The organism is Streptosporangium brasiliense (assembly GCF_030811595.1).
Taxonomy (GTDB): Bacteria; Actinomycetota; Actinomycetes; order Streptosporangiales; family Streptosporangiaceae; genus Streptosporangium; species Streptosporangium brasiliense.
The window spans coordinates 993,108-1,018,984 of record NZ_JAUSRB010000002.1 but is presented as its reverse complement, the minus strand read 5'-3'; the positions used below and the strand labels follow the sequence as shown (position 1 = coordinate 1,018,984).

Below are 25,877 nucleotides of genomic sequence, written 5' to 3'. Positions count from 1 at the left end.
ACGGGCTGGTCCGAGCCTGTCCGAGGTCTCCGGGAGCCGCCCGCGGCCCCTGCGGGCGTGGCGGGTCGCGCTCCACCCCGCACCGCCGTACATGATGGACCGACGCGGGAAACGCGCACGCCGGGCACGTTCGAAGCGCGTACGCCGGGCAAGGAGGAGTGCCCGTAGGTGACATCACAGGCCAAGGACGGACCGCATGACCCTCGCGCTCGCCGTGGACGACGACGATCTGGTCGTCGAGGTGCCGGAGCACCCGCCGGTACGGCTGCCGCTCGCCGGCCCGCACCGGGTGAGCACACTGTTGCTGTTCGGCTATCCGGGCAGGGGCAGGACGAGATACGGCCTGGCGGTGCTGGACGAGTCCGGCATGGTGCTGCTGCAGGCACCGGGCTCCCGCTCGCGCCAGGAGGTGGAGACGTTCGCCCGGGACAACGGCCTGGGCTTCGAGCTGCGGCGCTTCGCCACGGGTGAGGAGGCCCGGATCGCACTCGCCCGCAGGTCGCCGGGGTGGCACGTGGTGACCTGGCGCCGCCCGCCCCCGCCGCTGCCGCGGCTGCGCGTGCCGGGGGTCAGGAGCCTGCGGCCCCCCATGGGCTCGCCCAGGATCTGGTGGCGTGAGCAGCTCCTCTACGGGCTCATGTGGCTGGTGCTCGCCTACGGCGCCGCCTTCGCGACGCTGGTGGTCCTCAACATGACGCACCCCGGCCGTGACGTCACCCGGGGCATGGGCCCGCTCGGTGTCGCCGCCCTGGTCCTGGCGGGGCTGACCGTCGCCGGCGCCGCCGTCGTCGTCGGGATCGGCCGGCACCGGACCCGCAGGCGGATCGCCGACGCCCGCGTGATCCAGCGGCGGGGCGAGCCGCACTGCCGCCTGGTGGCCGTGCACGGCCGGCTGCTGCTGGAGACCGCGCGCCGGACCCGCGAGATCGACGCCTCCGAGCTGCTGCTCTACTCGGCGGAGCCCGGGGTGAGCGGGCTGATCGTCGGCGCGGGGCTGCTCCACCTGCCCGGGGACTGGGACCCCGGGGAAGTGGAGCGCTTCGCCGTACGGAACGGTCTGGAGCTCCGGACCCGGGCGCTGAGCGTCGAGGAGTATCTCGACCTGACGGCCCGGGTCCGCGACGCGGTGCCCTAGTTCACGATCCGCAGCATGATGTCGGCGGCCGTGGGCCGGTTGCCGGGCTGTTTCTCCAGGCAGGCCGAGGCCAGCGGGCGCAGCGACTGGGGAAGGGCCGACAGGTCGGGGTGGTGGTTGATCACCCTGTTGAGGATGGCCGGGATGGTGTCCTCGCCGAAGGCCACGCGGCCGGAGGCGGCGAAGATCATGGTGGCCGCCCAGCTGAACACGTCGGTCTCCGGTCCGACGGTGCCTCCGGCGAGCTGCTCGGGGGACATGTAGGCGGGGGTGCCCATGATGTTGCCCGAGGTCGCGGTGACCTGGTCGAGGGCGCGGGCGATGCCGAAGTCGATCACCCGTGGCCCGTCGGCGCCGATCAGCACGTTGGCCGGCTTGAAGTCCCGGTGCACCACGCCCGCCCGGTGGATCGCGGCCAGCGCGCCCGCCGTGGCCAGGGCCAGCCGGGTCAGCCCGTCCTCGGTGCGCGGGCCCTGGTCGCGGACGAGCTGCTCAAGGGAGACTCCGTCCACGTATTCGCTGACGACGTAAGCCTGGTCGTCGTTGATGTTGACGTCCAGCACCCGCGCGGTGGAGAACGTCGCCACCCTGCGTGTCGCCTCCACCTCCCGCAGGAACCGGTCCCGGACCACCTGGTTGCCGGTGAAGTGCTCGTGCAGAACCTTGATCGCGACCTTCTGCCCCTGGGGGGTGAGCGCGAGATGGACCGTTCCCTGGCCGCCCCTGCCCAGGCTGCCGATCAGCCGGTACGGCCCCAGCCAGCCCTGGGGCGTCTGGGCGCCGCTCTGCCGGGCGTCATACGGCTGGGCGCCGTGCCGGGTCTGGCCGTGTTGAGTCTGGCCGTGACGGATCTGGCCGTGCTGGGTCTGGCCATGACGGGTCTGGTCGTAGTGCGTGCGGCCGTGCTGGTTCTGGGGCTGGGTGTGATGGGGCTGGGGCCGGGGCGCGGGCCTCGACGAGGGCGCGGTGGGGCCGGTCGGGTACGGCACGGCCGGGACGGGGCCCGGGAGCGGGGCGGGCGCGGCCGAGGCGGGACCCGGGAGCGGGGCGGGGAAGGGGACGGGGGTCGGAGCCGGGGCGGGGAACGGCGCCGACGGCGTGCGCTGCCGGAACACCGCGCCCCTGATGATCAGCGCGTGGCCCAGGCCGCCGATCCAACTGCCGAACAGCCCGATCGTCGTCAGGACGTCCAGCCAGGTCGGGATCAGATCGGAGTCTCCGTAGGTCCCCGCGCCGATGAGGAACACCCCGATGCCGAGGCCGTAGAGGGCGGCGGCGAAGGCCAGCGGGACGCTCCGCAGCCTGCGAGCGGCGTGGCCGATGATGAACGGCGTGCCGACACCGCAGGTGAACAGGGGCACCAGCGTCCACACCACGCTCCACCCCGTGTTGGAGCGTGGGGGCGGCTGGGGGTGCCAGGCGGGACCGTACTGGTGGGACATGTCGCGAACAATACGTATTTCTGAAGCCGCTTGCAGTCTCCTTCCATATCGGTTCCGCAGTTAAGACCCGTTAATCGAACACACAGACTGTGGATAACCGTTGTGGATAACCGTGGGAGCTCGGGGATCATCCTTCCGTGCGGACCACCGCATTCCCGAGCGCACCCCCATGCGTCATGATGTTGAGTTGTGGGACGGATACCAGGAGTGGGGTTGGCGAAGGGGCTCTCCGTAACCCTCCGCCACATGCTGAGCAGATCGGTGACCCAGCAATACCCCGAAGTTCGGCCGGACCTGCCCCCGCGCAGCAGGGGGGTGATCGCCCTGGTCGAGGAGAACTGCACGGTGTGCATGCTCTGCGCCCGCGAGTGCCCCGACTGGTGCATCTACATCGACTCCCACAAGGAGACCCTCCCCGCCCCCGAGGGCGGCCGTCCCCGCGCCCGCAACGTGCTCGACCGCTTCGCGATCGACTTCTCCCTGTGCATGTACTGCGGGATCTGCATCGAGGTCTGCCCCTTCGACGCCCTCTTCTGGTCCCCGGAGTTCGAATACGCCGAAGGCGACATCCGCAACCTCGTCCACGAGAAGGACAAGCTGGCCGCCTGGGTCCAGACGGTCCCCCCGCCCCCCGCCCACGAGCCCAACGCCGATCCCCCGAAGGAGCTCGCCGCCGCCTCCCGTCCCGGCCCGGCCCCAAGGACCCCGGGCACGGCCCGCACCGCTCCGGGCGCCGGTGCGGCCGGCCGTGGCGTGGCTCCCGCCGCCCCCGGGGCCGGCCCGACGGAGCCTGATGCGACTTCCACCGCCCCTGATGAGGCGGGTCGCGGTGCGGCCGGCATCAGGACCGCCCCCGGCGCCGCCGGGACGGATCCCGGTGCGGTCGGCCCCGTCCCGGCCTCCGGCGCGACGGGGCCCCGGCCGGTCTCCGGCCCATCCTCGGCACCGGAGGACTCCGCTCCCGGCGCCGGTACGGCGGGCCGCGCGACGGGCGGGGCCGGCACGGCTGCGCCGGAGCCCGGAGCGTCCTCCGGGCCGGCCGGTCCGGCGGTCCCGGCTGAGGCCGGCGGCTCGACCGGCACGCCGGCTACGTCCCCCGGCTCCTCCGACACGCCCTCGGGCCCGCCCCACACACGGGGAGGCCCGGGAGAAACCGCCTCCAGGGCTGCCGGACCGGGCGGTACCGCGCCTGGGACCACCGCCTCCGGGGCCGGTGGACCGGGCGGTATCGCGCCTGGGACCACCGCCTCCGGGGCCGGTGGACCGGGCGGTATCGCGCCTGGGACCGCCGCCTCCAAGGGCGTCGGACCGGGCGGTACTGCGCCTGGGACCGCCGCCTCCGGGGCCGGTGGACCGGGCGGCGTCGCGCCTGGGACCGCCGCCTCCGGAACCACCGCCTCCGGAGTCACCCCACCGGGGGCCGCACCGGACGCCACTGCGGCGCGCGGCCCGGCGGACGGACCCCGCGCGGCGGAGCCGCCGCCCGGCCGGAGGCCGCCGAGGCCCGCGCGGACCGCCTCGGCGGGGCACGCGAACGTCCGGGCCATCCGGCCACCGGGAGCGCTCCCCAAGAAGGACGATTCATCCACAGGCAAGCCATCTGTCGAGAAGTCGTCCACAGGCGGGGGTGGCGCGCCCCCGGAGGCGGGTCGCCCGGAGCAGACTTCTTCCACGGATCCGAGCGGAGAGCCCGAGGAGGAGAAGTGACCGAGGTGCCGTCCTATCTGTCGCCGACCGGGCAGGAGATCGTCTTCCTGCTGCTGGGCGCGGTGGCCGTCGGGTCGGCGCTGCTGGTGGTGACCACCAGGCAACTCGTTCACGCCGCCCTCTGGCTGGTCGTCTGCTTCGGCGCGCTCGCCGGGAGCTACCTGATCCTGACGGCCGAGTTCGTCGCCTGGGTCCAGGTCCTGATCTACGTCGGCGCGATCGTCGTCCTGCTCCTGTTCGGCATCATGCTCACCCGTGCCCCGATCGGCAGGACCGCCGACCTCGACAGCCGCAACCGGCCGGCCGCCGCGGCGGTGGCGATCGCCACCGCCGTCGTGCTGGTCACCGTGGTGATCGACGGCTTCCGCATGGCCTACATGCCCCTGGAGCCCGGCCGGGGTTCGGCCAAGGATCTCGGCTCCAGCATCTTCCGCAACTGGGTGCTGCCGTTCGAGGCGCTCTCGGTCCTCCTGCTGGCGGCCCTGATCGGCGCCATCGTCCTGTCCCGCACCGACATCCGGGGGAGGGACTGACGTTGCACGTCGTCTATCCGGCTGTCGTCTCGGCGCTGCTGTTCTCCATCGGCGTGTACGGCGTGCTCGCCCGCCGCAACACGATCCTCGTCCTGATGTCCGTCGAGCTCATGCTCAACGCGGTCAACCTCAACCTGGTCGCGTTCGACGTGTGGCTGCGTGACCGGCTGCACAGCGGCCAGGTCCTCACCCTGTTCGTCATCGTGATCGCCGCCGCCGAGGTGGGCCTCGGCCTCGCGATCATCCTCGCGCTCTACCGCAACCGCCAGACCGTGGATCTCGACCGTCTGCGCGCTCTCGCCGAACCCACCGGCGCCGACCGGCCCCACCCTCCGGCCCAGGGTCAGGCCCAGGACCAGGACCAGGGCGGGTCCACCCCGCCACTGGGCCAGGACCCGGCTCAGGACGGCTCACAGCCTCAGAGTCCGGCCGAAGGGCGGCACCCGGCTCAGGACCCGGCGCGGAGGCGGGACGCCGCCGGATCCCACGGTGGTGTCACCGGTCCCGGCCTCGGCCACGTCGCGTCCGAAACGGCCACCGGACCGGGTGACACGCCATGATCACTGTTGCCGCTCTCGTCATCCTGCTGCCGTTCGTCGCGGCGGCCGCCGGGCTCCTCGGATCCCGGTTCCCCGGGGGTCTCCGGGACGGAGCCGCCGACGTGGCCGCCGGCCGCCGGGCCGCCTGGATCGCGATCGTGCCCACCGCGATCTCCACGGCGCTCGCGGCCTGGCTGGCCTACGCCGGCTGGGCCGGCGCGGGTGGAGGTCGGGGCGGGCCGTTCCCCACCGGGTCCGCCGGGCCGTCCGGGGTCACCGGCACGCTCGGCGTCATCGACACGGGCTCAGTGCCGATCTCCGTCGGGCTGCTCGTCGACGGTCTCGCCGCCTCGGTCGCGGTGCTGGTCACGGTGGTCGCGCTGGCTGTGCAGATCTACTCGGTCGGTTACCTGGGCGACGACCGGCGCTACCCGTCCTACAGCGCGTTCATCAGCCTGTTCACCAGCGCCATGCTCCTGGTGGTGTATGCGGCCGACCTCCTCGTCCTCTACGTGGGCTGGGAGATCATGGGGCTGTGCTCCTACCTGCTGATCGGGCACTGGTGGGAAGAACGGGCCAACTCCCGGGCGGCGGTCAAGGCGTTCCTGGTCACCCGGATCGGCGACGTGGGTTTCCTGTTCGGCGTATTCGTGCTCGGCACGGCGGCCGGCAGTTTCAGGATCGCCGACGTCGTCGCCAAGGTTCCGGAGATGTCCTCCGGCACGGTCATCGCCGCGACCATGCTGCTGCTCGCCGGGGTCGCCGGAAAGAGCGCCCAAGTGCCGCTGCACGTCTGGCTCCCCGACGCGATGGCCGGCCCGACCCCGATCAGCGCCCTCATCCACGCCGCCACCATGGTGGCGGCCGGCATCTTCATCGTCGCCCGCCTCTACCCCGTCTTCCTCGGCTCCGGTCCCACCCTGGACGTGCTCGCGGTGCTCGCCGCACTCGGCATGCTCGGCGCGGCCCTGGCCGCCCTGGCACAGGACGACCTCAAACGCGTCCTGGCCTACTCCACGATCAGCCAGCTCGCCTACATGGCCGGTGCCCTGGCCGCCGGGTCCGAGAGCGCAGCGATCTTCCACCTGGTCACCCACGGCGCCTTCAAGGCCCTGCTCTTCCTCTGCGCCGGAGCGGTGATCCACGCGGTCGGCTCCAACCTGATGAGCGCGATGGGAGGGCTCCGGAAGCAGCTTCCCGTCACCTTCGTCACGATGACGATCGGCTTCGCCGCCCTGATGGGCCTGCCCCCGGCGAGCGGCTTCTTCAGCAAGGACGAGGTGCTGGTGGCCATCGAGCACGCGCTGTCCGCGGGGCCGCTCACCGACGCGGCGGCCCTGCTGCTGTACGGCTGCGCGCTGGCCACGGTCGCGGTGACCGGCGCCTATGCCACCCGTGCTTGGCTGCGGACCTTCTTCGGGGAGCGCGGTGTCATCGCCCTCCCCGAGCCGGAGCCGGGCACGGCGCATGCCGCCGACACCCGCGAGGCGCCGGCCACCATGCGCTGGCCCATCGTCGTCCTCGCCGTCCCCGCCCTGCTCCTGGGCCTGGTCGGCATCGCCGACGTCCACTGGGGCACGGCCGTCCTCAGCGTCGTGCTGGCGCTGCTGGGCGCCGGCGTGGTCTACGCGATGTGGCGCGGCGACCCGCTGGGCGATCCGGCCCGCGTGCTCGGCCCGTTCCGTGTCCCCTGCGAGCAGGCCTTCTACGTCGATGCCGCCTACGCCGCGCTGTTCGTCCGGCCCGTGCTCGGCCTCGCCCGCCTGGTCACCCGCGCCGACGACCGCGTGGTCGACGGTGCGGTGCGCGGTTCGGGCCGGGCCACCGTGGGGCTGTCGGGCCTGGCACGCCTGATACAGAACGGCAACGCCCAGCTCTACGTCACCGGTCTGCTCGCCGGGGTCCTCCTCATCGCGGTCGGGGCGGTGATCTTCGGATGAGCCCCCCGCCGCCGTTCCCGGCCGCCATCGCGGTGCCGCCCCTGAGCCAGGTGGCAACGGCCGGGTTCCCGCTCCCGCCGTCGGTCCGGCCGGTGGCGACAGGCACCTTCCCCCTGCCGCCGTTCCCGGCCGCCATCGCGGTGCCGTCCCCGATCCGGGTAGCGATGGCCGGGTTCCCGGCCCCGCCGTCGGTCCGGCCGGTGGCGACAGGCCCCTTCCCGATCCCGCCCTCCGGGAGCGGCGGCCGGACCCCGGCCTCGGCCCTGAGCTCTACCCCAAGCTTGAGATCGACCCCGACCTCGGTCCGGGGCTCGATCACGATCTTGGGCCTGGTCCTGGGTGAGGTGGCCGGAGCATGAACTGGGTGCTGATCGCGCTTCTCGGGGTGCCGCTGGCCGGGGCCGCCGTGCTGCTCGCACCGTCCAGGACGGACGTCGCGGCCGGTAGACGGCTGCTCCGGGTGCACGCCCTGGCGGTAACCGGCGTCACGTTCGCGCTGTCGGTGGTGCTGGCCGCCGCCTTCGACTACGGCGGAGCGGCCCGGGTGCAGTTCTCGACGGACCTGGCCTGGGTCCCGGGGCTGGACCTCAGGTTCCATCTCGGCGTGGACGGGATCTCGCTGCCGCTGGTGGTGCTGACCACGCTGCTGACCTTCCTCTGCTCCGTCTACCTGTGCTGGGGCCGGGCCGACGGGCCCGGCCAGCTGCTGCGGTCCACGGCCGGCGGCAACCGGCCCCGGGCCCTGGTGTTCACGCTGCTCGTCCTCGAAGTGGGCATGGTCGGCACGTTCCTCGCCCTCGACCTGCTGCTGTTCTTCGTGTTCTTCGAGGTCGTGCTCATCCCGATGTATTTCCTGATCGCCGTCTGGGGCGGGCGCGCCCGGCGGGCGGCGGCGATCAAGTTCATCCTCTACACACTGCTCGGCTCCGTCGTGCTGCTCCTCGGCCTGCTCCTCATCTGGGCGCAGACCGGCACCCTGGACATGATCGCCCTTGCCCGCGCCCATGGGACCGGGATGTCCTCCTCGGTGCAGGTCCTCGCCTTCGTCGCCGTCGGCCTCGGGCTGGCGGTCAAGACCCCGATGTGGCCGCTGCACACCTGGCTGCCCGACGCCCACACCGAGGCGCCCACCGTCGGCTCGGTGCTCCTCGCGGGTGTCCTGCTCAAGATGGGCACCTACGGCTTCGCCCGCATCGCCATCCCGGTCCTGCCTGACGGCGCCGCCGCCGTGGCGCCCTGGCTCGGCGCCTTCGCGGTGATCGGCATCGTCTACGGCTCCCTCGCCTGCCTCGCCCAGCGCGACCTCAAGCGGATGATCGCCTACTCCTCCATCGGTCACATGGGCTTCGTCCTGCTGGGCTTCGCCACGCTCACCCCGGTCGGCTTCAACGGCGCCCTGTTCGGCAACATCGCCCACGGCCTGATCACCGCCCTGCTGTTCTTCGTCGCCGGCGCGATCAAGGACCGCTACGGCACTGCCGACATGCCCTCGCTCGGCGGCGGCATGCTGTCGAGCCTGCCGCGTCTCGGCTCCCTGCTGACCTTCGCCAGTGTCGCCTCCCTCGGACTGCCCGGCCTGGCGGGCTTCTGGGGCGAGATGCTGGCCCTCTTCGGCGCCTTCGAGCCGGCTACGGGCCTGTCCCGCCCGCTCTATCTGACCTTCATGGCCGTCGGAGGTCTCGGGACCGTCCTGACCGCCGCCTACTTCCTGGTCATGCTCTCCCGCGTCACTCACGGCCGGCCCGTCGAGACCGTCCATGCCCCGGTGCTCGCCGCCGTGGGCGGGGGAGGCGGCGGCCGGCCGGAGAGCGCGCCGGGCGCCGGGGGCTCGCGCCGGCGAGACGTCACCGGTTACGAGCTGGCCGCCTGGGTGCCGCTGGTCGTGCTCATCCTGCTGTTCGGCCTCTGGCCGAAGGCGCTCCTCCTCGTCACCGACCCGGTGGCCCAGACCCTCCTGGGGGCGCCGTGATCCAGTCGATCGACTACTACGCGGTCGCGCCGCTGCTGGTCCTCGCCTTCACCGCCGGACTCGTGCTGCTCCTCGACGCCTTCCTGCCCCGCAGGCCGTACGCGCGCCCCGCACTCGGTGGGGTCACCCTGGCCGGGGTGCTGGGCGCCCTGGGCGTGGTGGTCTCGCAGGCCGTGCGGGGCGGCGCCCCGATGCGGACCTTCTGCGTGCCTCCCGGACTCCCCGGCCCCGTTGGTGTGGGCCTCGGCGCGCCGGCCCCCGGGACGTCCGGATCGGGGCCGGCCGGTGCGGGCGGCGCCGCCCCGGCGCCGTGCTCGTTCGTGGTCGACGACTTCACGCTGATCTTCGCCGGGCTCGCGCTGGCCGCCGGGGTCATCGTGGTGCTGCTGTCGATGGCCGAGCTCTCCTCCGGTGACATCCCCGTCGGCGAGTGGCACTTCCTGCTGCTGTGCACGCTGGCCGGCGCGGTCGCCCTGCCCGCCTCCCGAGACCTGGTCATGCTCGTGGTCGCGCTGGAGCTGGTCTCGCTGCCGGTCTTCGCGCTCACCGCCCTCAGACGCTACGACGGCCGGAGCTCGGAGGCGGCGGTCAAGCTCTTCCTGGTCTCCGTGGTCTCCACGGCGGTGATGCTCTTCGGCGTCTCCCTGCTCTACGGCATGACCGGGACCGTCTACCTCGACCGGCTCGCCCAGGCGCTGCGCGGGCCCGTCGCGGGTCCCGTGGTCGGTCCGGAGGCGCAGCCGGCGGCCTCCGGGGCCTACACCGCCACGCTGACGATCGCCTACGACCTGCCGCCGGTGCTCACCGTGGCCGTGGTACTGGTGCTCGCCGGGTTCGCCTTCAAGGTCGCGGCGGTCCCGTTCCACGCGTGGGCGGGCGACGTCTACCAGGGGGCCCCGGTCCCGGTTGCGGCCCTGCTGTCGGTGATCTCGAAGGCCGCCGGGTTCGCCGGGCTGATCCTCATCCTGGTCGCCGGACTGAGGGCGCAGATCACTCTCTGGGCTCCGCTGGTCGCGATCATCGCCGCGCTGACCATGACCGTCGGTAATCTCCTGGCCCTGCGCCAGCGCCATGCCGTACGTCTGCTCGCCTGGTCCTCGGTCGCCCAGTCCGGCTACATCCTCGCCCCACTCGGAGTCCGTGACGACGAGGCGATGAGCGCCTCGGTCGCCTACCTCGTCTTCTACGCGGCGATGAACCTCGGGGCCTTCGCGGTGGTCATGCTGGTCTCGCGGCGCGGTGTCCGGAGCGAGCTGGACGACTACCGGGGTCTGGTGTCCCGTAATCCGGCGGCGGGGCTGGCCCTGGCCTTCTTCCTGATCTGCCTGGCGGGTCTGCCCCCGGGGCTGGCCGGGCTGTTCGCCAAGATCGTGGTGTTCCGGGAGATCGTCGACGGAGGCGGAGCCTGGCTGGCGGTGGTGATGGCCGTCAACACGGTCATCGGGCTCTACTACTACGTCGCCTGGGCCGCGCGGATCTTCACCCCCGTCCCGGTGACCGAGGCCACCGGTGTCTCCGCCGGGGCGGGCGCCGGTGTGGCGGAGGGCGGCTCCGCGGCGGCGGGCGGCGGCGCCGGTGATGAGGTCCCCGCGGCGGGCGGCCGTGTCCGATGGGTGCCGGTGGGTGTGGCGATCGCGCTGGCAGGGGCCGTCGCGGTGGTGTTCTCGATCGCCCCGCAGGTGGTGCTCGACCTCCTGCCGGAGATGTTCGTCACTCCCGGCTGAACGCTTTCGGGAACGTTCGGCCTGGCCGGAGACGTTGGCACTGGTGAATCAGCATCAACCGAAAGGGGGGTGCAGTGCACCACAACGGTCTGCGTACCGCGGTCCTTCTCGGCGCACTGTCCGCGGTGATCATCGCGGTGGGGGCGTGGCTGGGGGGCGGCGTCGGCGTGCAGATCGCGGTTCTGATCGCGCTGGTGACCAACGGCGTCGCCTATTTCTTCTCCGACCGGATCGCCCTGTCCGCCATGCGCGCCCGGCCGGTGGGCGAGGTCGAGCAGCCGACCCTCTATCGGATCGTGCGCGAGCTGTCCACCGAGGCCCGCCAGCCCATGCCCAGGCTGTACGTCTCGCCGACGATGCAGCCCAACGCCTTCGCGACCGGCCGCAACCCTCGCAACGCCGCGGTGTGCGTGACCTACGGCATCACCCAGCTTCTCGACGAGCGCGAGCTGCGAGGTGTCATAGGGCACGAGCTGTCCCACGTCTACAACCGGGACATCCTGGTCTCCTCCGTGGCCGGCGCGCTGGCCACCATGATCACTTATCTGGGCTACATCGGCCTGTTCTTCGGCGGCGGAGACGACGACGAGGGCCCCGGTTTCATCGGCGCCCTGCTCATGATGGTGCTCGGTCCGGTCGCCGCCGGGATGATCCAGATGGCCATCTCCCGGTCCCGCGAATATCAGGCCGACGAGTCCGGTGCCCGGTTGACCGGTGACCCGCTGGCCCTCGCCTCGGCGCTGAGGAAGATCGAGATGGGCACCCGGCAGCTGCCGCTCCCGGAGAACGGCCGGATAGCCTCCGCCTCTCACCTCATGATCGCCAACCCTTTCCGGGGTGCCGGACTGGGCCGGTTGTTCTCCACCCACCCGTCCACCGCCGAGCGCGTCGCCCGGCTGGAGCGGATGGCCGGCTACCGCCGTTGACGCCGATCACGGGCTGAGCCCGGCGACGATCGGGTTGTGGACCGAGTCGGGCACGGCGAAGGTGTCCACCACCTGGAGGTGCCCCGTTCCCTGGTCCACCCGATGCCAGGTGTAGACGGTTTCGCTCCTCTTCTCGCCCCTGCGGGCGACCGTCTGCAGGTCGAGGTGGCCGGAGCCGCCCCAGCGGAGCCGGGTGGGGATCTGCCCGGCGGGCAGGGCGATCGGCTGCCCGTCGGCCCGGCCCGCGGCCACGTCCCACAGGCTGATGGCCGAGTCGTCGTCGGTGAAGTGGGCGACGGTCGCGCCGTCCGGGCTGAGCGCACCCCCCACGGGGACACGTCCTTTCTCGGCCAGGGTGGAGATCGCGTAGATCCCCGCCCTGAACTCGTCGTCCACGGCGAGCATGAGTCCGGCGTCGGAGCTGAAGCTCCACGGCCGCAGTCCCGGCGGCACCACCGAGCTCTCCCCGCTGTAGGCGTCGAGCACCCTGTCGTCGCGCCCGCTGCCCAGTACGACGTAACGTCCGGCCGGGGCGAGGTCGATCCGCGTGGAGCGCAGCTTGCGCGACCACTGCATCCCGGGGACCTCGCGTACCTGGCCGGTGGACATGTTCCGGATGACGAGCGCCCGGTCTCCGCGCCGGAAATAAGCGACATATTCCCCGTCCGGTGACAGGGCCAGCGGCGCCCGCTGTTTACCCGCCTTCGACGCGAACACCCGGGCGTCAGCGAGTTTGATCACCTGGCCGCTCCAGGTCCAGAGCGTCCAGGGGGCGCAGACGCAGCCGGCCAGCCCCGCATAGCGGACCGAGGCCCCTCCCGCCTCCGGCTCCGCCCTCGCCCGCGCAGGGGCCTCCGCCCTCATGACCACGGTGAGTACGGCCAGCACGGCGACGAGAACGGCCGGTCGGCGGAGCAGGCTCATCGAGGCCCCCTGAGCTCATCGACAGGGGGACATCATTACCGGCCACTGTACGCGCCACTTACCGGCCACTGCAGGCGCCGCGACGGGCCTGCCACCGGTGCGGCCGCCAGTGTCACGGAATCGCGTACGGAGGGGTGAGTACCCCGAGATCGCGGCCGGAGGGTGAGCGCTGTGAGGCCGCCGAGGGGGTGGGTGGGGGATGGAGCGTGAGCGCCGAAACCACGGACAGGCCATGGAGCGGGAGCCGGGAGCCGGAGTGAGTAGGAAGCGGGGGCCGAGAGCGGGAGCGAGGAGGAAACAGGGAGGGGGGCGAGGCAGACAGCGGGAGCGGGCAGGAGGCAGGAGGGGGCGCGGGGCAGGGAGCGCGAGGCAAGGAACGGGAGCGAGGAACGAGAAAGGGAGAGGAACGAGGCAGGCAGGCCCCTCCCGCCCGCCGCGGGCGCGAGGGAGCTGGCGGGTTTCAGGAATGCTGGACGACCGGATCGGTCTCCTCCGGAGACAGGCCGGGGATGCCGTCGATGCTCTCGCGGTTGTTCTTCGCGCGGTAGGCGCGCTTCTGCTGGACCTCCTTGCGCTCCGCCCACTCGTCCAGCAGGGTGCGGTCCTTCTCGAAGGACATGAACGGCACCGAGAAGCCGCAGGAGTCGGAGATGCGGTCGCAGTCGACGACGATGATCGACCGGACGCCGGGGTGCGGGCCGAAGCTCTTGATCAGTTCGGGGAAGTCAGGGTCTTCCGGAACGACGACCCGGCCGGTGCCGTACAGGCGGAGGATGTTGGGGGGACCCGAGAAGGCGCAGAACATGACCGTGACGCGGCCGTTCTGGCGGAGGTGGGCGATGGTCTCCACGCCGCTGCCGTCCAGGTCCAGATAGGCCACCGTGGTGTCGTCGAGGACGGCGAAGGTGTCGGCGTATCCCTTGGGGGAGACGTTGACGTGTCCGCCCTGCTCGGGAGCGGTCGCTACAAAATAGACCGGCTGCGCTCCGATGAACGCGCGCAGCCGATCGTTAATTTTGTCATGAATTTTCCCCATAAGGGGAAGATAGTTCCTTGTTCATTCGCCGGGTAGCCACCAGGTCCACGGGTCGCTCCTGACCCTGAAGGAGTCGAGCTTGCGCGTGGCCCCGGTCTCGGCGTTCACTCTCCGCTTCACCGCGGAGACGACGGTGCCCTCCTCGTCGCCGGTGCTGGTCCAGAGCGTCAGGGTGCCGGCCGCGTCCCAGTAGAGGCGCTGCGCGCTCTCGCCCTTGGGCGTGCCCAGCGGGACCGGGTCGGAGACGGTGTCCGAGGCCAGGTCGTAGGTGCGCAGCCGCACCTTGCCCGAACCGCCGGTGATGATCAGCGTGACGGTGGTCCCGTCATCGGCCAGCGCGATCGGCGCGTTGTTGGACACGATCTGGGGGACGACCTGGCTTGAGGTCTCACGCCCCTCGGCATCGAAGACCGCGAACTCGGTGATGTTGTCATCGGTGAACCGGCCGGTCAGCAGGTGCTGCCCGTCGGGGCTGAAGCTCATCACGCTGTTCTTCGATGGCAGCTCGACCACCTTGCCGGTCTTCAGATTGGCGACCAGGCTGGGCAGCTTCTCGGCGTCGTCGAAATAGTCGACCACGGCGATCGAGCCGTCGGGGGAGAGCGTGGTGTCCACTTCGCCCTGGCCGATGCCCTTGGGCAGCTTGGCCGCCCGGCCGGGGAGCGGACGGACCTTTCCGCTGTTCACATCGCGGACGACAAGCTTGTCGCCCTTGATGTAGTTCACGGACCGGCCGTCACCGCTGACCGCGAACAGGGCGCTGGACTCCTTGTCCACCTTGCCGCCGGCCTGCTTGGGATTGACCCGCGCGTCGGTCAGCTTGATGGTCTTCCCGCTGCGCATGGCCAGCGTCCAGTTGCCACAGGGGATCTTGTAGTCCTTCTTGGGCTTGGGGCAGGCCTTGATCCAGGCGTACCGGACCGAATCGTCGGATGCGGCTCCCGTCCTCGCATCCGCCGGAGTTGTGATCATCGCGGCGGCCGCTGCCGCGATCGCCAGGACGGCGAATCCACGTGTGGGTCTCATCGGCGTTCCTTTCGTCACCTCGGTAGATGCGGCTCAGGTGCGAAAGGTTGCGTCACGAATCAGACACGTTCCCATGGTGTGCTCCCGTCCGCCGTCACAGGGGAGCCATGTCTGATCACCGATGGCCCGTGAGCCGGCCACCGCCATCGTGATGTGCGGGATGTCGGTGATCACGGTGCTGGGCCGCTGAGAGCCGCACCGCCAGGCGCCGCCGTACCCGGCTGTGCCCGGTGCCCCGCCGCCCGTTGCGCCCTGCCGCTGTCCACCCGCTGGGAGAGGGGCCGGACTGCCGCGCAATTTTCCGTACGCCGACCTCACCTCCGTACGCTGACCTCACCGGGGACGGATGCCGCGCACAGGCTTCAACCGGTCGGGCGCCGCACATGGCCTCAACAGGGCAGGCGTCGTGCATGACCTCACCGGGACGGATGCCGTACACCGGCCTCAGCCGGTCGAGAGTCGCACATGGCCTCAACAGGGTAGGCGTCGTGCATGGCCTCACCGGGACGGATGCTGTACACCGGCCTCAGCCGGTCGGGCGCCGCATGGCCCGGCGCCAGCGCATTCAGGAACGGGACCCGCTCCGCGTGGTCGTCCGCACCGCCGCCTGCGGGCTCCGCCGGGGAGCGGCCGGGGCACAGGCGGAGACATGCGTCGCCGGCCGTGTGCCCCGGATGTGCCTATTGTGCCGGGCTTGACCCTGAAGCTGCAGGTCAGGGCCTCGGCCGCCCGTTTCTAGCGGTAGTTCGTGAACTGCAGGGCGATCTCCAGGTCCTTGCCCTTGAGCAGGGCGATGACCTCCTGCAGCTCGTCCCTCTTCTTGGAGCTCACCCGCAGCTCCTCACCCTGGATCTGGGCCTTGACCCCCTTGGGCCCCTCATCCCGGATGATCTTCGAGATCTTCTTGGCGTGCTCCTGGTCGATGCCCTCCTTGAGGGTGACCACCAGGCGGTACTCCTTGCCGGACAGCTTGGGCTCGTCCGCGTCCAGAATCTTGAGCGAGAGCCCTCGCCTGATCAGTTTGTCCTTGAACACGTCAAGGACGGCGTTGGCGCGCTCCTCGCTGTTGGCCTTGATCTCGACAGCCTTCTGGCCGCCCGACCAGGCGATGGACGCGCCGGTGCCCTTGAAGTCGAATCGTTGCCCGACCTCCTTGACCGTCTGGTTCAGCGCGTTGTCGGCCTCCTGATGGTCGATCTTGCTGACGATGTCAAAACTGCTGTCGGCCATGCGTCGACTATCCTTTCTAGCTCTCATGCCGACCCTAGCGCTTCGCCTATCGGCTCATGATGAACGTGACCGTCAACGCTCAGATGGCGGTGTCGATGGAGCCTCTACGGCTGGTGCCGACCCGTGTCCCCCGCGCGGCACGACGCTCACCCTCGCCCGCCTCCGGGGAAGCCATCCCACCCGGGTGACGGGCGCCCCCCACCCCGGAGCCTTCAACCTCCCCAGCTCCCCGCCCGCCCTTCCGCCCCCGCAGCTCCCCGCCAGGTGCAGGCACAAGCCTCAGAAGTACAGGTGCGGCAGCCTGTCGACAGGCGGTCTCCGCCGATGTCACGTCACGCCCGGAAGTCCGCTATTCTTCTTCCTGTCGCCGCCTCAAGCGGATGACGCGGCAGGTTGCCCGAGTGGTCAAAGGGAGCGGTCTGTAAAACCGTCGGCTCAGCCTACGCAGGTTCAAGTCCTGCACCTGCCACCAGCCAAACTGGCAGCTCAGAGGCCCTTAGGGGCCTCTTTTGCTTTTCCGGGGTGTGCAGCCAGATGCCGCCCTGAGCGGCTCGATGTCGGTGGTCGCGCAATATACGCGCAATGATCTTGAGGCCGTTTTCCCAGGTGGCACCGGGCTTTCCGAGTGCCGTACGGGCGAGAACCGGCCCTGGAACGCCGAAGGGTCCCGGTGGTGTCCGGGACCCTGATTGTGCGGCGTGCGTCTCATGCGGTCAGCGCGTCACTGATCCGCTTGTTGGCGATCTCTTTCTGTCCGTCGAGGCACTTGGCGTAGACCCTCAGCAGGACGTCCACGCCATGGCCCGCCCGCTCGGCCACGTCGGGAGCTGAGACGCCCGCGTTGAGCCACAGCGAGACCGCCGCGTGCCTCAGGTCGTACGGCCGCCGGGCGAGGGGCGAGGCGACCTGAGCTGGAGTGAGGGCGAGTGTCCGCGCGTCCTGCCAGACCTCGGTGTAGGCCGTCGAGGCGATCACACCGCCCCGCTCGCTGCGGAAGATGCGCCCGTCCGCGCCGGTGCCGTACTCGTCGATGTGCTGCCGGAGGATCTTCACGAGTTCGGGAGGGATCGGCACCGGACGGACGTCGGCACTGCCACGGTGCTTGAGACCCCGTTCCTCGTGGGCGTCCCCGCTGTCCGTCCACTGCCTGTTGACCTCGGGCCGGGAGACGTCGACTGTTAACCGCCCCCAGCCTTTCGCGGGCAGGTGGCAGTCCTGGAGACGCAGGCCGACCGCCTCACCCGGGCGCAGCGCCGCGTAGTACATGCAGGCGAACAGCGCCATGAGCCGCCGGCCCCGGCCACGCCCACCCACGTAGGTGACCATGGTCAGGAGTTCCCGAGCCTGCCGCGGATTGACCGCCACGCGCGGGTCGACGGTCTCAGTGGTCTTGGGAGGTTTCCATCTGACCTTGTGCAACGGGTTGGCGTCCAGCTCTTCCAGCTCCACCGCGTACTCCAGCACGGCATGGAGAACCGCCCGCTTACGGGCGATCGTGTTCGGGGCCGCGGCCTTGCCGTCGAGTCGGAGGGCGAGCGCGTCGAGCGCCAGTCGTACGACCTTGGTCTCTCTCAGGTCAGCCAAGTCCAGTGAGGCGCTTTCAAGCCACCGAATCGCCTGCGCCATCTCATGAGGAGCATCGGGCCTCTTACCGGCGGGGAGGAGCGCATGCTTACGGAGCGCAGCCCGCAGACTCTCGGCGTCAGGACGGCCAGGCCGATCCTTGGCCAGCGCGGGGAGCACCGTTGAGAGCGCGTCGGACATGCTGTCCCGGCTCTTGGCCGCTGCGTGAGGCCACTTCATGTTGATGTAGGCCCGTACGAACTCGAAGATCGTCCGGGCGCTCTTGGCCTGGAGCATGGAGAGCGGGAGGCCGGTCTCCATGTCGAAGGCTTCACCCCGCTTGGCCGCCTGCCGCAGGTCCGACAGGAAGTTCTCGGCGAGAGCCTTGGTCCGCAGGGTCTTCGACTTCTGGCGACCGCCGACCTTCCAGCGGATCACGTAGGACGGCGTCTTGCTCGTCTCGTTCCGACGGATCTCCCAGAACTTCACGTCGTAGGAGGTGTTCACGCCGCCTCCCGGAGAGTCTCAAGCCAGGCGGTGAACTCGCTGCGCCAGATGCGGATCTCACCGTTCGGGAGCTTGAGACCTTGGGGAGCATGACCGATCTCCCGCCAGCGGTAGAAGGTTCGTCGTGACACCCCGCCGAGTTCGTCGAGGATCTCCGGAACGGTCATGAGCTGGTCGCGGCTCTTGCTCACGCTGCCTCCTGTAACTCGACTGCCGAAAGGTCTTGTCCGGTGGCTCTGGCCTCCAGGGCCAGCAGGGTTGCCCGCCAGCGCTGGCGTTCGGCGACCATGCGCAGCAGCCGCAGGGCCAGGGAGGGGATGTTGTCGTCGCCGGCCGGGACGGGCTTCCAGACGTAGCGGTGCGGGTCGGTGGGTTCGTCGGCCAGGCCGAGCGCTTCCAGGGCCCAGGTACGGCGGTCGCGCTTGTGCTCGGCCAGGGTCTTGTTGGACCACTTGCGGGAGACCAAGACGCGGCGGCCCGCGTAGCCGAGGTGTTCGGGCTTGTGTGCCTTGCCCCGGCACCGGCCCGGACTCATGCCCGCCCTGGCGTTCTTGGGCTGCACGCCGTAGCGCAGCCAGTTCGGGCAGGCCGCAGAGCACGGTTCGTAGCGCAGCGCCTCGATCATCCGGGCCGCGTGATCCCGGCGCGCGGGGTCGTCGGCGTCGAGGGTGTCACCGAGGCTCTTGGTCAGGTACTTGCTCAGGTAGCGGATGCACTGATCGGCGTCCGGGGTCCCGGCGAGGACACCTTGCACGTCGACTTGGGGGCCGAAGCGGACCACGTGCAGTGGTTCGGCCTCGTCGTCGGCGTCGAGCCGGTCGAGCGCCTCATGCCAGGTGGGCAGGAGTTCGCCGGTGACCGGGTCGAGGTAGTCGCCGTCTTGGCCGTCCGGGTACGGTTCCGCGCGTTCAGGCCGCTCGGTCCAGACGGGCAGGTGCTCGCCCTCGAAGCGCACTTCATCGACCGATGGCCACCACACCTGGTGATAGGTCGCGGCGGCAATCGCTTTGATCTCGGCGCGTGGCATGGTGCCCCGTACGGCCATGTGCAGGTGCGGCGCGAACCGTTTTTGAGGTTCGACGGAGGAGAAGTACTGCACGTCATAGCCCGCCACCCGGCGGAGGTTCTGCACGAAGCGGTCGACGAGCTTGGAGAAGTGCAGCGCGTCCCGAGCAGCCCGCGGGTAGTCGTAGGCGTCCGGATCGACCGGCACGCCTTGCCCGGCGCGGACACGGCCGTAGGAGGGCAGAGTCAAGGTGATGAACAGCGACGGCCGGTAGGTGGCCCCGTCCGAGCCGGTGAAGGTCCGCCCGAGCGTGGTGTTCCGCCGGACCCTCCTGGGCAGGTCGGGGGCGTCCTGGCGCCGCCTCGTCGAGCGGGTGCGCTTGGCGGTGGTACGGCCGAGCAGGGTGCCCCGCATCCCGGCGGCGTTGATCTCCTCATCCAGCCCGGCGAGCACCGCGTCGAGATCGGTGGTGTCGTCGCCGGCCTTGTCGGCGGCATCGCGCTGGGCCTGCATGTCGGCGCGGAACTCCACCAGCCAGCGCTGTTCCTCATTCGGCTCATCCGGGGTGGTGGAGGGTTCGGCGTCCAGGTGCCAGCCTTCCCGGCACTGGGCCATGCGCAGGTAGCGGTTGCGCTTGGCGCACGGCGGGCACTTGGCCTCCAGCGTGGTTCCGCATGGGACGTTGACGTCCTCGGTGGTGCCGGTATGGATGTCCAACCTGCGCAGGACCACCGGGCGGATGCACACGCCGTTGTGCTTGGCGATCTCCACCGCGACGTCCAGCGCCACCGGCATGGCCTGCCGTTCGGCGCGGGAGAGGCCGCGGCCGGTCGGGTCAGTCACGCTCGCTCCCCTCCATTTCGGACAGCTCGGCGGACAGGCGGACGACGGTGCCGTAGGGGTCGGTGTTGACCTTGATGTCGAACAGCTCGAAGGCCAGGACGGGCTGAGGGTGACGGAGCCCCAGGACGGCCAGGAAGGGCCGCTCGCACACTCGGGTGATCTCCTCGTCGGTGCCGTAGAAGCAGACCCTCATGCCGTCACCTGCCCGGCCATCGCACGGATGTCGGCATCGGAGACATAGGCCGCGCGGACCCGGACCGGATCGGGCGAGCACTCCAGCCGCACGTAGCCGACGCCGGCCCCCTGGGTGGGGATCGGCGAGATGTGATCGGCCAGCGCGCCCCGGTCGCGGGCCCCATCACCGAGGACCATGTCCACCTGCTCGGACTCGTCGAGCCGGAGCGCGATCTTGTCGGGGAACAGGTTGCGGATGTTCATGACCTCCTTGCGCGGGTCCTGGAGTGCGGCCAAGACGCCGACGCCGACCGCCCGCCCTTGCGTGGTGAGGGTCGCGAGCGCGGCCGAGATACGCAGCTTGAGGCCCTTGTCGGACTGGTAGGCGGTCAGGAATGCCACCTCGTCGACCACCACCAGGACAAACGGGTCCTCGACGGTCGGAGTGTGGTTGCGCTGGAGCCCGGCGAACCGGTCGGCCCGCTCCTGCATCACCGCCACGGCCGCCTCCAGCAGATCGGCGCAGTCGGCCGGGCTCGCCGCGTACCGGTCGCCGAACAGGGGTCGGCCGAAGGACAGCTCCATCCGTTTGGGATCCAGCGCCCACACCTGCACCAGGCCCGCGCGCACGGCGGGCAACAGGCCGCGGATCGTCGACCAGATGATCGAGCCCTTGCCCGCCCCGGTGGCGCCCGCGACCAGGATGTGGGTGCCGTGGACCTTCAGCCGCCAGGGGGTGCCGTCCTCGCAGGTGCCGATCTCCACCGGCCCCACCGATGCCTCCTCGGGGATCGGTACGGCCGCGAGCGGGGTGGCGAGGGGGTCGTGTCGGGGGAAGATGAGCAGCAGCCGGCCAGCCCGAGCGACCGAGACGCGGCACGAGCGCGCCCCGAACCCATGCGCCAGGTGGTCGATGCGGTCGGACCAGTCGGTGACGGCCTGGCCGGTGAGCATCTGCACGGTGACCAGGTCGGCCCACGAGGTGCAGGAGACCTTGACCAGGCGGGGCAGGTAGTCGCGGCCGCGCACGTGCCGCCCCAATCCGGAAATGATCATTACCGGTTGCCAGTGCCGCCGGTAGACCCACACCAGCCGCCACCAGGCCAGCAGCCGCCAGCCGATCCAGGCGTTGAACGAGGGCCGGTCGAACAGCGCCCAGGGGACGAGAGCCGAGACGGGGAGGGTGGCCACGATCAGGGCGACGCGCCAGCCGTACAGCCAGGCCAGCACGCACGGAGCGGCGACGATGGCCGCGGCGATCGGGTGCCGCCAGAGCAGGCGTACGGCGCCGGCCAGCAGCCGCCAGGCGAAGATGACGATGGTGACGATCGCCGGGGTTGTGACCACGGCCGGGCGGAAGACCACGGCGGTGTCGGGGGTGGTGGAGACGAGGTGGTGCGCCTCGTCGCCGGGCAGTTTTCTGAACATTAGGCTGAGGGCCTTCCTTGATGTGGAGTCGGGGGAGAACCAGGGGCCGCCGGAAGTTGCACCTTCTGGCGGCCCTGCCAATGTCACGCCGCTTCGCCGTGACGATCTACGTCGGAAGCCGCAGAAGCGGCCCTGCGCTCGGTGTGCAGCCGTTCGCAGTCGGCCAGGTAGCGGGCGGCGGCGTCGGCGATCTTCCGGGCGAGGGTGACGTCCTGCTCGGTGACCGGCCCCGCGCCGGTGGTGGTGATCGTCACGGTGGCCTCAGCGGTGGACAGGCTCAGGAACGGCCGCTCCCGCTGAGCGCCCAGCACCGCGACCGACACCTCCGGGGTGTGGAAGGAGACGTTGAGCTGGGTGCCGTGCTCGTCGAGGGATACCGAGGCGTGGGTGTAGGGGATGTGCTCGCTCATGCCGCCGCCTCCTTGCCGGCCGCTGCGGTGGTCTGCTTGGCCGGAGCCGTGGCGGTGCGGGGAGCGCGCATCGCGCGGGCCCGGATGGACCAGGCCAGGCGGCCGGTGGTCTGGCCGACGTACGGCGTGACGGTCATGGCGTCGAACTCGACCGGGACGAACGGCAGGCCGGGAAGCGGCGCCGGGGGAACCGGCTGCACCGCCGAGAGGATCTTGACCGACACGGTCTTCTGGCCGGCCTTGACGGTGGGGTCGGCGTCCATGACGGCGACCTGCCACACCGGCTCTCCGGTGGTCTTGTCCTTGGCGTAGACGGTGCGCCCCTTGGCGGAGGCGTCGAAGTCCTTGACCTGCTCGACCTCGCCGACGATGTAGCAGCCGTGCGGGAAGACCTGGTCGAAGCTGACGGGGATGGGGCCCTGGATGGCCATGGTGATGTTCCTTTCGTCCACCCCCCTAGACATTTGCGGCCGTTCCGCAAGGCGAGCTGTCTAGGGGGCTATGCAGATGAAGATAGAGGAGGTCTCCCCCAACTGTCTAGGGGGGTAAACGCGCGACGGGAATTTTCATGGCCGCCGATCCGTGAAGGTCGCCGGACATGGTGAAGAAAGCGTGCAAAAGGTGTGAAAGTTTCCCTGAAAGCCTGGTGACGGCTTCCTTCCTCCACGAGGCTGCGCCCCATGCTTCCCGTGATGAAAACCGCCCAGTGGTCCAGGTGGACGCTCTTCATGGCGTCGCTCGGATGGCTCCTGCTGACAGCCACTTCCTACCTGTGGATACCGTTGTTCAGGGTGAGCTGGCTGTTGGCAGGGCTTGCCCTCTCGGTGTCCTGGCTGTGGGCCGTTCTATGGTCCTTCGCCGCGGTGATGTCGCACCTTTCACTCAAGGCCTACATCCGAGCCTTCGTCATACTGGTGAGCGCAGTGACCCTTGGTGCCGCCGTCTGGGCGACCGACTGGAAAACCGTCTACGTGGACAGTCAGTTCTGGCTGCATCGAGACGAATTCGCCGCACTTGCCGCCGCTCACGACAATCATGAGCCGCTCGTTGTCCCTTGGTGGATGAAGTATCTGTCGAAGGACGGCCAGGCCTGGGATCAGGGAGACGTCCTCTACCTTCCCGTGTTCGAGGATTGGCGTGCAGAAACCGGTGCCGGGATCGCCTATCTACCAGGTCCGCCGGATTCTAGGATGATCATCCAGACCGCTGCCGGCGATCTGGGCATTCCGGTCCGCGCCCTCGGGGACGGCTGGTGGTGGGTGGAGTAGAGGTCAGATGCGGCAGTAGGCGGCTGTGGCGTCATCGAAGATCTTCCCGCGTGGCCAGCGGGAGCCGTCCGGATCGCCGTGTTCGACCTCGCGGACCCGGCGGATCAGTTCCTCGGGGCCGTCCTGGTCGAGGATGTCGAGTGCCTGCGGCCAGGTAGCCAGGTGGAAGCGGTCGATGAGCCGGGATGCTCCGTCACTCAGGATCGCGGCAGCCCGTACCCGATCGATCGGCACCGTTCCGGTCAATGCCTGTTCGGCGGCGAGAGGATCAACCGCGGCGACCCAGAATCCCCCGTTGACGTTGCGGTGCGCGCGCATGGCGTCCATATAGCGGCTGAGGGCCTGGAGGTGTTCTGGAGTCCCCCCAACAGCGGCGTCCATCGAAGCTCGGTAGCGGCTACCGGTCAGGGCTTGCCGCTCGTCACAGATGACCATGGGGTCGGCGTCGAGGACATCGAGGACGAGCACGGAGTCGGCCAGCACGAGCCAGTCCAGGGTGCCGGCCGTACGGCGGAGCATGACCACGGTGGCCGAAGGCGAGCCGGGGTGGGAGAGGTCGCAGCAGAAGTCGTGCATCGAGGCTGTCGCCTTGATGCCGGCGGCGAGGATCTCGGTCAGGGAGTCGGCGCGCTGGGTCATTCCGGCCAGGAGAGTCGAGCCGAGGGTGTGGGAGTACCAGGCGACACCGTGGGAGCAGCCCGATTCCAGATCCGCGGGGGTGCCGGCGCCGTCCAGGAGGACGACCGCGTCAGGGGTGGCACCGATGAAGTCCTCGTTCGCCCGGTCAGAAGAGGCGGGTTCGGTGGCGAGGCTGAGTCGCACGTCAGTCGTCCTCGTGCCGATAGAGCGGGCTGGCCAGTTGCGTACGGACCGGTTCCCCGGTGGCAGGGTCGTATTCAACGCCGACAACGGTGGAGAAGCGTTTGTCGCCGACCTGCCCCCAGATGGTGGCGACCTCGGAGGCGAGCAGGTCGACCACGCCGAGCGAGCCGTTCGGATGGATGCCCGCGATCGCCAGGAACGTACCGTTGCCGTCCGGACGGGGCAGGCGGCCGAGGTAGGCCGAGTCGGTCGGCTGTGGGGGGTCGACCTGGCTACCGGAGCGGTAGGCGACGCCGGTCCGGGTGTCGCGGAGCAGCCAGCCGAGGTCGTCGCGTTCCCAGGTGATCACTGGATCGGTGTCGTAGGCGGTACGCATCGCCGCGGACATCCGGGGGCCGCAGATGACGAGCAGGCCGGGCCGGTTGAGGTCGACCTGCCCGTCGACCGAGACGTTGTCGGAGGCGACGGTGAGCCCGAAGGAGCGTGCGAGATCTTCCAAGCGCTTGCCGGAGCGCATGTCGTCCAGGGCCAGCATGGGGCGGTTGCGCTCCGGGTCGAGCCGTAGCGGGGTCACCACCGTCACTGCGCCTATGCCGAGGAATGCACCTTCTGGGGCGGGTCCGGTGTGCTTGATCTGGTGGATGCGACCACGCGAGAGGCCGGCCTGTTCGGCGATCTGGGCATAGGAGACGCCTTGTGCGTGCAGCTCCTGAATGACGCGGCGGCGCATCCGGGCCAGCTCGGTGACCTCCTGCTGGGCGGCGCTGAGCCGTTCGGTTGTGACCCGGATCAACTGGTACGGGTCTTCGATGGCGGCGATCCGCTCAAGGTCACTCGGTGGCACGGTCATTTCCCCTCGGTGGTACTTCGCCGAGTCTAGCCCCCTAGACGAAATGTCGTCTATCCCCCTTGACGGTAGGGGTTTGAGCGGTTCGCCGGTTTTCGGGTGAACTGCACGGATCGCCGAGCGCCGTCGCGGTACACCCCTCGTCATCGGGCCTGGCCCAGCAGGATGGTCAGCCATAGTTTGTGAGCTTCGGCCGCGCGGGTCCGGCCGGTCTCGGTGATGGTGCGGGGCCTGCCCTGGACGATTCGGTGGACGAAGAACGCTCCGCCAGAGCTGCGCAGCTCGTAGACGACCGCCCGGCAGTCGCAGGTCCACGCGATCAGTCGATAGCGGTCGTCGTTGCGCAGTTCCAGCCAGGCCAGCCGTTCATGGGTCGCCTGGAGCGGCGCAACGTGTGGAGCGATGCAGCTCATCGCCGTGTCGCTGCTTCAGGGAGCGTCTTCAGGACAGCCCAGACAATGCGCCCCTTGTCGTCTCCGGTGACACCCCAGGCCGCCGAGAGTTCACCGACCAGCATCAGCCCACGCCCGTTTTCGGCGCTCGTGAGAGGCGGAAGTGCCCGAGGAGAGCGGGGACCGCCCTCGTCCAGGACGCTGAGCCACAGCCAGCTGTTCCTGGTCTCGATGGAGACAGTGAAGCGGCCCCCGAATCGGCCACTGTCGGAGTGCCGAACCGCGTTCGTGGCCAGCTCGCTGACGATGAGCTCAGCGTCGTCCACGCATGGCCAGTTGCGGAGAAACGCGGTGATGAACCGGCGGGCTTCGGTGATCGAGGCAGGAGAGCCGAGGAAGGTGCGGGAGATGCGTGACGGCGACATGGGGAAACTCCGATGTCTAGGGGACTATACATGCATGCCGTCAGCGTATGAGCGAATCCAG

At 70.1% G+C, this 25,877-nt stretch carries 25 protein-coding genes, 1 tRNA gene and 1 pseudogene; 11 read left to right on the top strand and 16 right to left on the bottom strand.

What is annotated here, in order from left to right; translation table 11 throughout:
• The first annotated feature begins 196 nt into the window (after nt 1–196).
• A complete protein-coding gene (locus J2S55_RS13120) occupies nt 197–1,135 on the top strand; it encodes a hypothetical protein (protein ID WP_306860226.1) in 939 nt (312 codons plus the stop codon).
• Here the strand turns inward: J2S55_RS13120 and J2S55_RS13115 are convergent.
• Nucleotides 1,132–2,577 carry a serine/threonine-protein kinase gene (locus J2S55_RS13115; RefSeq protein WP_306860225.1) on the bottom strand — a complete coding sequence of 482 codons (1,446 nt, stop codon included), beginning with the start codon at nt 2,575–2,577 and terminating at the stop codon, nt 1,132–1,134. The two genes, J2S55_RS13120 and J2S55_RS13115, sit on opposite strands and share 4 nt — an antisense overlap.
• A gap of 246 nt (nt 2,578–2,823) precedes the next feature.
• On the opposite strand from J2S55_RS13115, the gene J2S55_RS13110 reads away from it, so the two are divergent.
• The 8 genes and pseudogenes from J2S55_RS13110 (at nt 2,824) to htpX (ending at nt 11,915) form a co-directional block, all read left to right on the top strand.
• Nucleotides 2,824–4,284, top strand: a complete 1,461-nt coding sequence (locus J2S55_RS13110) for a 4Fe-4S binding protein (RefSeq protein WP_306860223.1) — start codon at nt 2,824–2,826, stop codon at nt 4,282–4,284.
• On the top strand, nt 4,281–4,817 hold the full coding sequence (locus tag J2S55_RS13105; protein WP_306860221.1) for an NADH-quinone oxidoreductase subunit J family protein: 537 nt from the start codon (nt 4,281–4,283) through the stop codon (nt 4,815–4,817). The genes J2S55_RS13110 and J2S55_RS13105 overlap by 4 nt, the downstream gene beginning before the upstream one ends.
• A 2-nt stretch (nt 4,818–4,819) precedes the next feature.
• Nucleotides 4,820–5,137 (top strand): annotated as a pseudogene (gene nuoK, locus J2S55_RS13100) (NADH-quinone oxidoreductase subunit NuoK); the annotation flags it as partial.
• A 236-nt stretch (nt 5,138–5,373) separates the two neighbouring features.
• Nucleotides 5,374–7,296 (top strand): NADH-quinone oxidoreductase subunit 5 family protein, encoded by a 1,923-nt coding sequence (locus J2S55_RS13095; protein ID WP_306860219.1) that lies wholly within the window; start codon nt 5,374–5,376, stop codon nt 7,294–7,296.
• Nucleotides 7,293–7,655 (top strand): hypothetical protein, encoded by a 363-nt coding sequence (locus J2S55_RS13090; RefSeq protein WP_306860217.1) that lies wholly within the window; start codon nt 7,293–7,295, stop codon nt 7,653–7,655. Before J2S55_RS13095 ends, J2S55_RS13090 begins: the two co-directional genes overlap by 4 nt.
• Nucleotides 7,652–9,265, top strand: a complete 1,614-nt coding sequence (locus tag J2S55_RS13085) for a complex I subunit 4 family protein (protein ID WP_306860215.1) — start codon at nt 7,652–7,654, stop codon at nt 9,263–9,265. The genes J2S55_RS13090 and J2S55_RS13085 overlap by 4 nt, the downstream gene beginning before the upstream one ends.
• The gene (locus J2S55_RS13080; protein WP_306860213.1) at nt 9,262–10,989 is read left to right on the top strand and encodes an NADH-quinone oxidoreductase subunit N; all 1,728 of its coding nucleotides are present in this window, start codon (nt 9,262–9,264) and stop codon (nt 10,987–10,989) included. The genes J2S55_RS13085 and J2S55_RS13080 overlap by 4 nt, the downstream gene beginning before the upstream one ends.
• Before the next feature lie 74 nt (nt 10,990–11,063).
• A complete protein-coding gene (gene htpX, locus J2S55_RS13075; protein ID WP_306860211.1) occupies nt 11,064–11,915 on the top strand; it encodes a zinc metalloprotease HtpX in 852 nt (283 codons plus the stop codon).
• Between the two features lie 6 nt (nt 11,916–11,921).
• On the opposite strand, the gene J2S55_RS13070 is transcribed toward htpX, so the two are convergent.
• From J2S55_RS13070 to J2S55_RS13055, 4 genes are all read right to left on the bottom strand, one after another.
• Complete coding sequence (locus J2S55_RS13070; RefSeq protein WP_306860209.1) at nt 11,922–12,839, bottom strand: WD40 repeat domain-containing protein; 918 nt, start codon at nt 12,837–12,839, stop codon at nt 11,922–11,924.
• Between the two features lie 460 nt (nt 12,840–13,299).
• The gene (locus J2S55_RS13065; protein WP_306860207.1) at nt 13,300–13,875 is read right to left on the bottom strand and encodes a pyridoxamine 5'-phosphate oxidase family protein; all 576 of its coding nucleotides are present in this window, start codon (nt 13,873–13,875) and stop codon (nt 13,300–13,302) included.
• Nucleotides 13,876–13,896: 21 nt separating this feature from the next.
• Nucleotides 13,897–14,901 carry a hypothetical protein gene (locus J2S55_RS13060; RefSeq protein WP_306860205.1) on the bottom strand — a complete coding sequence of 335 codons (1,005 nt, stop codon included), beginning with the start codon at nt 14,899–14,901 and terminating at the stop codon, nt 13,897–13,899.
• Nucleotides 14,902–15,636: 735 nt separating this feature from the next.
• Nucleotides 15,637–16,131 carry a YajQ family cyclic di-GMP-binding protein gene (locus J2S55_RS13055; RefSeq protein WP_306860203.1) on the bottom strand — a complete coding sequence of 165 codons (495 nt, stop codon included), beginning with the start codon at nt 16,129–16,131 and terminating at the stop codon, nt 15,637–15,639.
• A 387-nt stretch (nt 16,132–16,518) separates the two neighbouring features.
• On the opposite strand from J2S55_RS13055, the gene J2S55_RS13050 reads away from it, so the two are divergent.
• Nucleotides 16,519–16,603: transfer RNA gene (locus J2S55_RS13050), tRNA-Tyr, on the top strand.
• Between the two features lie 233 nt (nt 16,604–16,836).
• On the opposite strand, the gene J2S55_RS13045 is transcribed toward J2S55_RS13050, so the two are convergent.
• The 7 genes from J2S55_RS13045 to J2S55_RS13015 all read right to left on the bottom strand — a co-directional run bounded on the left by J2S55_RS13045 (nt 16,837) and on the right by J2S55_RS13015 (nt 22,493).
• A complete protein-coding gene (locus tag J2S55_RS13045; RefSeq protein WP_306860201.1) occupies nt 16,837–18,201 on the bottom strand; it encodes a tyrosine-type recombinase/integrase in 1,365 nt (454 codons plus the stop codon).
• Nucleotides 18,198–18,368 carry a helix-turn-helix transcriptional regulator gene (locus J2S55_RS13040; protein WP_370879779.1) on the bottom strand — a complete coding sequence of 57 codons (171 nt, stop codon included), beginning with the start codon at nt 18,366–18,368 and terminating at the stop codon, nt 18,198–18,200. Before J2S55_RS13040 ends, J2S55_RS13045 begins: the two co-directional genes overlap by 4 nt.
• Nucleotides 18,369–18,388: 20 nt before the next feature.
• Nucleotides 18,389–20,050 carry a replication initiator gene (locus J2S55_RS13035; protein WP_306860198.1) on the bottom strand — a complete coding sequence of 554 codons (1,662 nt, stop codon included), beginning with the start codon at nt 20,048–20,050 and terminating at the stop codon, nt 18,389–18,391.
• Entirely contained in the window at nt 20,043–20,243 is a 201-nt protein-coding gene (locus J2S55_RS13030) for a hypothetical protein (protein ID WP_306860197.1), read from the bottom strand. Before J2S55_RS13030 ends, J2S55_RS13035 begins: the two co-directional genes overlap by 8 nt.
• The gene (locus J2S55_RS13025; protein WP_306860196.1) at nt 20,240–21,652 is read right to left on the bottom strand and encodes an FtsK/SpoIIIE domain-containing protein; all 1,413 of its coding nucleotides are present in this window, start codon (nt 21,650–21,652) and stop codon (nt 20,240–20,242) included. The genes J2S55_RS13030 and J2S55_RS13025 overlap by 4 nt, the downstream gene beginning before the upstream one ends.
• Before the next feature lie 83 nt (nt 21,653–21,735).
• Nucleotides 21,736–22,062, bottom strand: a complete 327-nt coding sequence (locus J2S55_RS13020) for a hypothetical protein (RefSeq protein WP_306860194.1) — start codon at nt 22,060–22,062, stop codon at nt 21,736–21,738.
• Complete coding sequence (locus J2S55_RS13015) at nt 22,059–22,493, bottom strand: plasmid replication, integration and excision activator (protein ID WP_306860192.1); 435 nt, start codon at nt 22,491–22,493, stop codon at nt 22,059–22,061. The genes J2S55_RS13020 and J2S55_RS13015 overlap by 4 nt, the downstream gene beginning before the upstream one ends.
• Before the next feature lie 261 nt (nt 22,494–22,754).
• On the opposite strand from J2S55_RS13015, the gene J2S55_RS13010 reads away from it, so the two are divergent.
• Nucleotides 22,755–23,330 (top strand): hypothetical protein, encoded by a 576-nt coding sequence (locus J2S55_RS13010; RefSeq protein ID WP_306860190.1) that lies wholly within the window; start codon nt 22,755–22,757, stop codon nt 23,328–23,330.
• Nucleotides 23,331–23,333: 3 nt separating this feature from the next.
• Here the strand turns inward: J2S55_RS13010 and J2S55_RS13005 are convergent, their stop codons facing one another.
• The 4 genes from J2S55_RS13005 to J2S55_RS12990 form a co-directional block, all read right to left on the bottom strand.
• A complete protein-coding gene (locus tag J2S55_RS13005; protein WP_306860188.1) occupies nt 23,334–24,152 on the bottom strand; it encodes an integrase in 819 nt (272 codons plus the stop codon).
• Between the two features lies 1 nt (nt 24,153).
• Nucleotides 24,154–25,002, bottom strand: a complete 849-nt coding sequence (locus J2S55_RS13000; RefSeq protein WP_306860186.1) for a sigma factor-like helix-turn-helix DNA-binding protein — start codon at nt 25,000–25,002, stop codon at nt 24,154–24,156.
• A 140-nt stretch (nt 25,003–25,142) separates the two neighbouring features.
• Nucleotides 25,143–25,412 carry a hypothetical protein gene (locus J2S55_RS12995; RefSeq protein WP_306860184.1) on the bottom strand — a complete coding sequence of 90 codons (270 nt, stop codon included), beginning with the start codon at nt 25,410–25,412 and terminating at the stop codon, nt 25,143–25,145.
• The gene (locus J2S55_RS12990) at nt 25,409–25,816 is read right to left on the bottom strand and encodes an ATP-binding protein (RefSeq protein ID WP_306860182.1); all 408 of its coding nucleotides are present in this window, start codon (nt 25,814–25,816) and stop codon (nt 25,409–25,411) included. Before J2S55_RS12990 ends, J2S55_RS12995 begins: the two co-directional genes overlap by 4 nt.
• Between the last annotated feature and the right edge of the window lie 61 nt (nt 25,817–25,877).

What these genes read in the sequence shown, in the direction of transcription:
- J2S55_RS13070 (WP_306860209.1), bottom strand. Translation starts at nt 12,839, where the DNA reads ATGAGCCTGCTCCGCCGACCGGCCGTTCTCGTCGCCGTGCTGGCCGTA.
- J2S55_RS13000 (WP_306860186.1), bottom strand. Translation starts at nt 25,002, where the DNA reads ATGACCGTGCCACCGAGTGACCTTGAGCGGATCGCCGCCATCGAAGAC.
- J2S55_RS13120 (WP_306860226.1), top strand. Translation starts at nt 197, where the DNA reads ATGACCCTCGCGCTCGCCGTGGACGACGACGATCTGGTCGTCGAGGTG.
- J2S55_RS13060 (WP_306860205.1), bottom strand. Translation starts at nt 14,901, where the DNA reads ATGAGACCCACACGTGGATTCGCCGTCCTGGCGATCGCGGCAGCGGCC.
- J2S55_RS13055 (WP_306860203.1), bottom strand. Translation starts at nt 16,131, where the DNA reads ATGGCCGACAGCAGTTTTGACATCGTCAGCAAGATCGACCATCAGGAG.
- J2S55_RS13010 (WP_306860190.1), top strand. Translation starts at nt 22,755, where the DNA reads ATGAAAACCGCCCAGTGGTCCAGGTGGACGCTCTTCATGGCGTCGCTC.
- J2S55_RS13040 (WP_370879779.1), bottom strand. Translation starts at nt 18,368, where the DNA reads ATGACCGTTCCGGAGATCCTCGACGAACTCGGCGGGGTGTCACGACGA.
- J2S55_RS13020 (WP_306860194.1), bottom strand. Translation starts at nt 22,062, where the DNA reads ATGAGCGAGCACATCCCCTACACCCACGCCTCGGTATCCCTCGACGAG.
- J2S55_RS13030 (WP_306860197.1), bottom strand. Translation starts at nt 20,243, where the DNA reads ATGAGGGTCTGCTTCTACGGCACCGACGAGGAGATCACCCGAGTGTGC.
- J2S55_RS13110 (WP_306860223.1), top strand. Translation starts at nt 2,824, where the DNA reads ATGCTGAGCAGATCGGTGACCCAGCAATACCCCGAAGTTCGGCCGGAC.
- J2S55_RS12990 (WP_306860182.1), bottom strand. Translation starts at nt 25,816, where the DNA reads ATGTCGCCGTCACGCATCTCCCGCACCTTCCTCGGCTCTCCTGCCTCG.
- J2S55_RS13090 (WP_306860217.1), top strand. Translation starts at nt 7,293, where the DNA reads ATGAGCCCCCCGCCGCCGTTCCCGGCCGCCATCGCGGTGCCGCCCCTG.
- J2S55_RS13065 (WP_306860207.1), bottom strand. Translation starts at nt 13,875, where the DNA reads ATGGGGAAAATTCATGACAAAATTAACGATCGGCTGCGCGCGTTCATC.
- J2S55_RS13015 (WP_306860192.1), bottom strand. Translation starts at nt 22,493, where the DNA reads ATGGCCATCCAGGGCCCCATCCCCGTCAGCTTCGACCAGGTCTTCCCG.
- J2S55_RS13095 (WP_306860219.1), top strand. Translation starts at nt 5,374, where the DNA reads ATGATCACTGTTGCCGCTCTCGTCATCCTGCTGCCGTTCGTCGCGGCG.
- J2S55_RS13025 (WP_306860196.1), bottom strand. Translation starts at nt 21,652, where the DNA reads ATGTTCAGAAAACTGCCCGGCGACGAGGCGCACCACCTCGTCTCCACC.
- J2S55_RS13115 (WP_306860225.1), bottom strand. Translation starts at nt 2,577, where the DNA reads ATGTCCCACCAGTACGGTCCCGCCTGGCACCCCCAGCCGCCCCCACGC.
- J2S55_RS13085 (WP_306860215.1), top strand. Translation starts at nt 7,652, where the DNA reads ATGAACTGGGTGCTGATCGCGCTTCTCGGGGTGCCGCTGGCCGGGGCC.
- J2S55_RS12995 (WP_306860184.1), bottom strand. Translation starts at nt 25,412, where the DNA reads ATGAGCTGCATCGCTCCACACGTTGCGCCGCTCCAGGCGACCCATGAA.